Consider the following 6,767-nt stretch of genomic DNA (forward strand, 5'->3'; position numbering starts at 1 on the left):
CCATGCGCATCATCAGCCTCAATGCCAACGGCATCCGCTCGGCCGCCACCAAGGGCGTGTTCGACTGGCTGCGCACGCAGGACGCGGACGTGGTCTGCCTGCAGGAAACCAAGGCGCAGGAAAACCAGCTGAGCGACCCGATGTTCCGTCCCGACGGCCATCACTGCTTCTACCGCGACGCCAGCAGCAAGAAGGGTTACAGCGGCGTGGCGATCTACGCCAGGCGCGAGCCCGACCAGGTGCTGACCGAACTGGGCTGGGACGAATTCGACAACGAGGGTCGCTACATCGAGGCGCGCTTCGGCAACCTCAGCGTGGTCTCGCTGTATTTCCCGTCCGGTTCCTCCGGTGACGAGCGCCAGCAGTTCAAGTTCAAGGCGATGGAGTGGATCACGCCGATCTTCGACCAGTGGCTGAAGAGTGGCCGCGACTACGTGATCTGCGGCGACTGGAACATCGTGCACACGAAGAACGACATCAAGAACTGGGCATCGAACCAGAAGAACTCCGGCTGCCTGCCGCAAGAGCGCGCGTGGCTGGACCTGCTGTTCCAGCAGCGCGGCTGGGTCGACAGTTTCCGCGCGCTCAAGCCCGAGGCGGTCGAATACACCTGGTGGTCGAACCGTGGCCAGGCGCGCGCCAACAACGTGGGCTGGCGGATCGACTACCAGGTCTGCACGCCGTCGCTGCGCGAGCGCATGCAGGCGTGCTCGATCTACCGCGACCAGCGCTTCTCCGATCACGCGCCTTACATCGTCGACTATGCCGACTGAGTCGGGCGCGCCCAAGCCGGCGAAGCCGTCGGTCTGGCGGGCGTTCGCCCAGCCGGCGGCGTGGACGATGTTCCTGCTCGGCTTCTCCTCGGGACTGCCCTTCCTGCTGGTGGCCGGCACGCTGGCGTACTGGCTGAAGGAAAACGGGATCAAGCTGGCGGACATCACGATGATCGCCAGCGCCGGCATGACCTATGCGTTCAAGTTTGTCTGGGCACCCCTGCTCGACCATGGCCGGATTCCCGGTTTCGCCCGGCTCGGGCAGCGCCGCGGCTGGTTGCTGTTTGCGCAGTTGGGCGTGGTGATCGGGCTGCTCGCCATGGCGCTGTTGACGCCGGCGCAACTGCCCCTGTTCGTGGTGGCCACGCTGGTGGTGGCCTTCTTCGGCGCCACCCAGGACATCGCGGTGGATGCCTACCGGATCGAGATCGCTCCGATCGAGGCGCAGGGCGCGCTGGTGGCGACTTACTCGCTGGGTTACCGGATCGGTCTGCTGCTGGCCGGTGCGGTGGCGCTGATCCTGGCCGACCACCTGCCATGGCGGACGGTCTATGCGCTGATGGCGCTGGCGATGGCGGTGCCCGTGGCGACAACCTTGATGGCGCGCGAACCCGAGGTGCTGCGGGTGCGTGCCGCGCGCTGGCGCGATGCCATGCGCGAAAGCGTGATCGATCCGTTCGCCGATTTCTTCCGCCGCTACGGCTGGGTGCTTGCCCTGGTGACGCTGCTGTTCCTGCTGCTGTTCAAGATGCCGGAGCAGGCGACCATCGGCGGCATCATGAGCCCGTTCTACCGCGACATGGGTTTCTCCAAGACCGAGATCGGCACGATCACCAAGATCTACGGCATCTGGATCGGCATTGTCGGCGTGTTCCTCGGCGGCGCGGCGGTAGCCCGCTGGGGCGCCTGGCGTCCCTTGGGCGTCACCATCGTGCTGTGCGGCTGCAGCAACCTGTTGTACCTGCTGTTGATCGCCCATCCCGGCAACCTGCTGGTGCTGACCCTGGTGATTTCCGGCGAGAACCTCACCCTGGGCATGCTGGGGCCGCCGACCGTGGCGTTCCTCTCCTCCCTGGTCAACCGGCAACACACGGCGACCCAGTACGCGCTGCTCAGTTCGTTGGTGAACCTGCCCGGCAAACTGCTCGGATTCTTCGCCGGCGGCATCGCCACCGCCACCGGATACGGCGGCTACTTCGTGATCACCGTGCTGGCCGTGCTGCCGTCGATGATGCTGTTCGCGTGGCTGTGGCGGTATTTCCGCGGCGCCGAGCGCGAACGGCTGGCGAACGAATCGGGCAACTGAAGACAAGGCCTGTTCCACGGGCCCGGACGCGACAACGCGCACAAGCGGACTGCGAAGCAGTCCACGGATTCCTGCTTCCGGCGCCCTGCCCGCTGATGGCTATGCAAACATCGGTGGTACAGGGCATGTGTAACATGGAGTGACGCTTGTGCCGGACATGATCTTGCAGCACGTCGACAGCCTGCTCACCGAGCGCATCAGAGCGTTGGCCAAACATCGCCACTGCTCCATCAACGACGTGATGCTGCAGGCATTGCGCAGCGGACTGGGCATCTCGGTGGCCCACCACTTCAGCGAAAGCCAGCGCGACCCCGACGCCTTCGGCAGCCTCGACGGGCACTGGGAAGATGCCGAGCAGGGCGTGTTCCAGGAAGCCCTGCGCGCGCTGGCGCATACCCGGCCGACCCAACTGGCTCCGGAGCGGATTCGTTACGACGAACCGGCCGCCGGCGCAGAATAGATGGCGCCCAGCACGCGGGGGCCGCGAGCGCCGGTGACCGACGGAAGGTTGCCCGGCAATCCCAGCAGCCGCTGTCGCGCCAGCCAGGCGAAGGCGGTTGCTTCCAGGAAGTCGGGGTCGACGCCGTAACGCGAGGTGCTGAGAAGCGCCCGGGGCGCCAGCAGCTCCGTCAGCCGCCGCATCAGCGCGCCGTTGTGGACGCCGCCGCCGCAGGCCAGGACTTCGCGGGCATCCGGCGCGTGTTGCGTGATCGCCGCGGCGACACTGCGCGCGGTCAGCTCCAGCAAGGTGGCCTGCACGTCGGCCGGTTGCAGCGCCGCCAGCCGCAAATGGGTTGCGAGCCAGTTCAGGTGGAAGTATTCGCGGCCGGTGCTCTTGGGTGGCGCCAGCGCAAAGTAGGGGTCGTCCAGCAGCTGCGCGAGCAGGGCCTCGTCGGCTTGGCCGCTGGCCGCATACCTGCCATTCCGATCGAATGACTCGCCGCGCTGGCGCAGGCACCACGCGTCGAGCAGGCCATTGGCCGGGCCGGTGTCAAAACCGAGCACGCTGCCATCGGCGCCGAGCACGGTGATGTTGGCGATGCCGCCCAGATTCAGCACGACCCGCGTGTGCCCCGGTCGGGCCAGCAGCATCGCGTGCACGGCAGGCAGCAGCGGGGCGCCCTGCCCGCCGGCGGCGATGTCGGCGCGACGAAAATCCGCCACCACATCGATCCCGCAGCGCTCGGCGATGACGCTGGGGTCGCCCAGCTGCAGGGTGAACGGATAATCGCCGCCGGGCCGATGACGCAAGGTCTGGCCGTGGGAGCCGATCGCGCGGACAGCCGACGCCGGCGTGCCGCTGCGCTTGAGCAGCTCCAGCGACGCTTCGGCGAAGCCGTGGGCGATCTCCACGTCCAGTCGTCCCAGCGCGTCCAGATCCGGCGCGCTCTCGCCTTGCGCCAGGGCGAGCATCCGCTCGCGCAACGCGCCGGGCCAGGGGTGCGAGTGACTGGCCAGCAACTGCGGCATGCCGCGATGGAAGCTGACCAGCACGCTGTCGATGCTGTCTGCGCTGGTGCCGGAAATCAGCCCGAGATAAGTCGCCGACGCATCGTCATCCACGGATGGGGATGCTCAGTTGTCGTGGTTGGCAGGGGTGCTGGCGCGAGCCAGCTTGATGCGCGAGTCCAGTTCGGTGAGGCGTGCCAGCTGCGGCTTGACCACGTCAGCCTTGAAACGCGCCATTTGCGCGGCGGGCAACGGTTCGGGCTTCGGCAGGGTGACCGTCTGCGGATTGCGCTGCTGGCCGTTGACGCGGAACTCGTAGTGCAGGTGCGGGCCGGTGGCCAACCCTGTCATGCCCACATAGCCGATCACTTCGCCCTGACGCACGCGTTCACCCACATGTTGGCCCTTCACGAAACGCGACATGTGGCCGTACGCAGTGCTGATGGTCTTGTCGTGCTGGATCACCACGAAGTTGCCGTAGCCGCGTTCCCAGCCGTGATACTTGATGACGCCATCGCCGGCTGCGTGGATCGGCGTGCCGCTTGGAGCGGCGTAATCGACGCCCTTGTGCGCGCGCATGCGACCGAGGATCGGATGCAGTCGCGCCGTGGTGAATTTCGAGGAGATCCGGGTGAAGTCGACCGGTATGCGCAGGAACGATTTCTGGATCGGCCGGCCGTCCTCGCTGTACCAGCCGTAGCTGCCGTCGGCCTTCTTGAAGCGGTACGCGGTATAGCGCTTGTCCTGGTTGATGAACTCCGCGGCGATGATGTTGCCCTGGCCGTAACGCACGCCATCGCGGTAGATGTCGTCGTAGATCACCGTGAAGCTGTCGCCGACGCGGATGTCCTGCACGAAGTCGATGTCGTACTTGAACAGGTCGGCAAGCTTGCCCACCATCGCCGCGTCCATGCCCGCCTGGTCGCCGGCGGCATAGAGGCTGCTGCGGATGACGCCATGGGCGACCTGTTCGCGCAGGTCCATGTCACGCTGCTGGATAGCCAGCGTCGGCTGTGCGCCATCGAGTCGAACGATCGCGCGGCTGGCTTGGTCCTGGTCGAAACGAAAACCCTTCAGGCTGCCGTCGCTGCCGAGCAGGAAGTCGAACTCCTGCCCCGGACGGATGCTGTGCAATGCGGACTTCGCCGAACCGGCAGCGTCCATGACGCGTTGCAGGTCCGTCATGCCAAGGCCGCGTGCGTTGAAAATGTCGGAGAGCGTCTGGCCGGGCTGCACCCGCACTACCTGCCAGTCGTCCACGGTCGGGCTGGTGATGCTGGACGGCACCGCCTTGGGCAGCGCAAGCGGAAGCAAGGCGTGGACTTCCGGTGTCGGTGCCGGCCGCATGGCGCTGGCCCATGCGGGCATGATGAAGCCGGACAGGGCGGTAATCAGCAGGGCGGTACCAGCCAACACCAGACGTTCGCGATGCCAGCGGATCGGTTCGATTTCGCCGGAGCGATTGAACGACCAATGTGCACAGCGTTCGTAAAAGTTGGAGTGTCGGCGCTGTGCCTTGCGGCAGATCGCCTGCTTGCGGTTTTGCCGCGCCCCCTGCTTTTCTTCTGCCATGCTGTATCGCCCGCGTTACAAAGTACAAACTGCGCGTACCATAACGGTCATGTGTAAAGGGCGTCAATGCCTTTCCCATCAAGGGTTTGCAACACATTCCTTGTTAACACACAATTAACGTTGACGGCACGGTCACATTGTCTGCCGCGGCCCACTTTTCACCAGAAGAGAAAGAAAACACATGAGCGAGCTTGAGCAGGCGCTGGCCACCATTGCCCGTGGCGCCGACGAAATCATCAAGCGGGAAGACCTGGCCGAGCGCCTGAAGATCGGCCGTCCACTGCGGATCAAGGCGGGTTTCGATCCGACGGCGCCCGATCTGCATCTCGGGCACACCGTATTGCTGAACAAGATGCGCCAGTTCCAGGACCTGGGGCACCAGGTGATTTTCCTGATCGGTGACTTCACCGGCATGATTGGCGATCCGACCGGCAAGAACGTCACCCGCAAGCCGTTGACCCGGGAAGACGTGCTGGCAAACGCCGAGACCTACGCGGAACAGGTCTACAAGGTACTGGACCGCGAGAAGACCGAGTTGCGTTTCAACTCCGAGTGGTTCGGCAAGATGAGCGCGGCCGACATGATCAGGCTCGCGGCGCAGCACACTGTGGCGCGCATGCTCGAGCGCGACGACTTCACCAAGCGCTACGCGGCGCAGCAGCCGATCGCGATCCACGAGTTCCTGTATCCGCTGGTGCAGGGCTACGACTCGGTGGCCCTGAAGTGCGACGTCGAGCTCGGCGGCACCGACCAGAAGTTCAATCTGCTGATGGGCCGTGCGCTGCAGGAGCACCACGGCCAGCCGCCGCAGGTCGTGCTGACCATGCCCTTGCTGGAAGGGCTGGACGGCGTCAACAAGATGTCCAAGTCGCTGGGCAACTACATCGGCATCAACGAGCCGGCCATCGACATCGTCACCAAGACGATGAAGATCGGCGACGAGTTGATGTGGCGCTGGTTCGAGTTGCTCAGCTTCGAGGTGTCGCTGGACGAGCTTTCCCAGATGAAGCGGGACATCGCCAGCGGTGCACTGAATCCACGCGACGCCAAGCTGCGTCTGGCCCGCGAGCTGGCCACGCGCTTCCACGATGCGGCGACCGCCGAACTCGCGATCGCCGGGTGGCATGCGGTGGTGCGTGGCGAGGGCGACACCTCGCTGTTGCCGCAGACAGATCTCGCGGTGTCCGGCGAGGGCCTGCGCCTCGGGGCTTTGCTCACTGCGGCCGGATTGACGGCGAGCAACTCCGAAGCGAACCGGAAACTGAAAGAGCGTGCGGTGCGCATCGATGCCGAGGTGGTCGAGGATGCGCAGCGGGTCTTCCATGCAGGCTTCGAAGGCGTACTGCAGGTTGGCAAGCGCAATTTCGCCCGCGTGAGGTTGGTCCAGGGCTGACCGGGACGCCGTTCCAGCGCTGCGTTCGGTGGGCGCGAAAATAAAATTTCGCGTCAGCTCAGCGGTTTGCGCAACATCCGCAAGGTTTCTCTGAAGAAGCGCTTGCCAAACCGAAAACACATCGTATTATTCGCAGCCCGCAGTCGCCCAACGTCGCAAGACGGACCGCCGGGACCTCGAAAAAAGCTTTCACGAGGGTGTTGACGGAGAGGAAAAGCGATGTAGAATGGGCGGCTCACCTAGGACGAAACGTCTTGGGGCGCAAACCGGAAAC

Annotated in this window: 6 protein-coding genes; 4 read left to right on the plus strand and 2 right to left on the minus strand. The window is 65.0% G+C overall.

All coding sequences use genetic code 11. The features are described from left to right. Positions 1-2 precede the first annotated feature (2 nt). The 3 genes from ASD55_RS06225 (at position 3) to ASD55_RS06235 (ending at position 2,539) form a co-directional block, all read left to right on the plus strand. Positions 3-773 carry an exodeoxyribonuclease III gene (locus ASD55_RS06225; RefSeq protein WP_056715787.1) on the plus strand — a complete coding sequence of 257 codons (771 nt, stop codon included), beginning with the start codon at positions 3-5 and terminating at the stop codon, positions 771-773. 67 nt (positions 774-840) lie between these two features. Then, on the plus strand, positions 841-2,079 hold the full coding sequence (locus tag ASD55_RS06230) for an MFS transporter (RefSeq protein WP_056764552.1): 1,239 nt from the start codon (positions 841-843) through the stop codon (positions 2,077-2,079). A 157-nt stretch (positions 2,080-2,236) separates the two neighbouring features. After that, entirely contained in the window at positions 2,237-2,539 is a 303-nt protein-coding gene (locus ASD55_RS06235; protein WP_235577737.1) for a hypothetical protein, read from the plus strand. On the opposite strand, the gene ASD55_RS06240 is transcribed toward ASD55_RS06235, so the two are convergent. Further along, positions 2,509-3,642, minus strand: a complete 1,134-nt coding sequence (locus ASD55_RS06240) for an anhydro-N-acetylmuramic acid kinase (protein WP_056764547.1) — start codon at positions 3,640-3,642, stop codon at positions 2,509-2,511. The genes ASD55_RS06235 and ASD55_RS06240 overlap by 31 nt on opposite strands. Positions 3,643-3,654: 12 nt before the next feature. Beyond that, the gene (locus ASD55_RS06245; protein WP_056715780.1) at positions 3,655-5,100 is read right to left on the minus strand and encodes a peptidoglycan DD-metalloendopeptidase family protein; all 1,446 of its coding nucleotides are present in this window, start codon (positions 5,098-5,100) and stop codon (positions 3,655-3,657) included. A gap of 181 nt (positions 5,101-5,281) precedes the next feature. Between ASD55_RS06245 and tyrS the strand changes: the two genes are divergently transcribed. Further along, the gene (gene tyrS, locus ASD55_RS06250) at positions 5,282-6,493 is read left to right on the plus strand and encodes a tyrosine--tRNA ligase (protein ID WP_056715777.1); all 1,212 of its coding nucleotides are present in this window, start codon (positions 5,282-5,284) and stop codon (positions 6,491-6,493) included. Positions 6,494-6,767 lie beyond the last annotated feature (274 nt).

Source organism: Rhodanobacter sp. Root561 (genome assembly GCF_001427365.1).
Taxonomy (GTDB): domain Bacteria; phylum Pseudomonadota; class Gammaproteobacteria; order Xanthomonadales; family Rhodanobacteraceae; genus Rhodanobacter.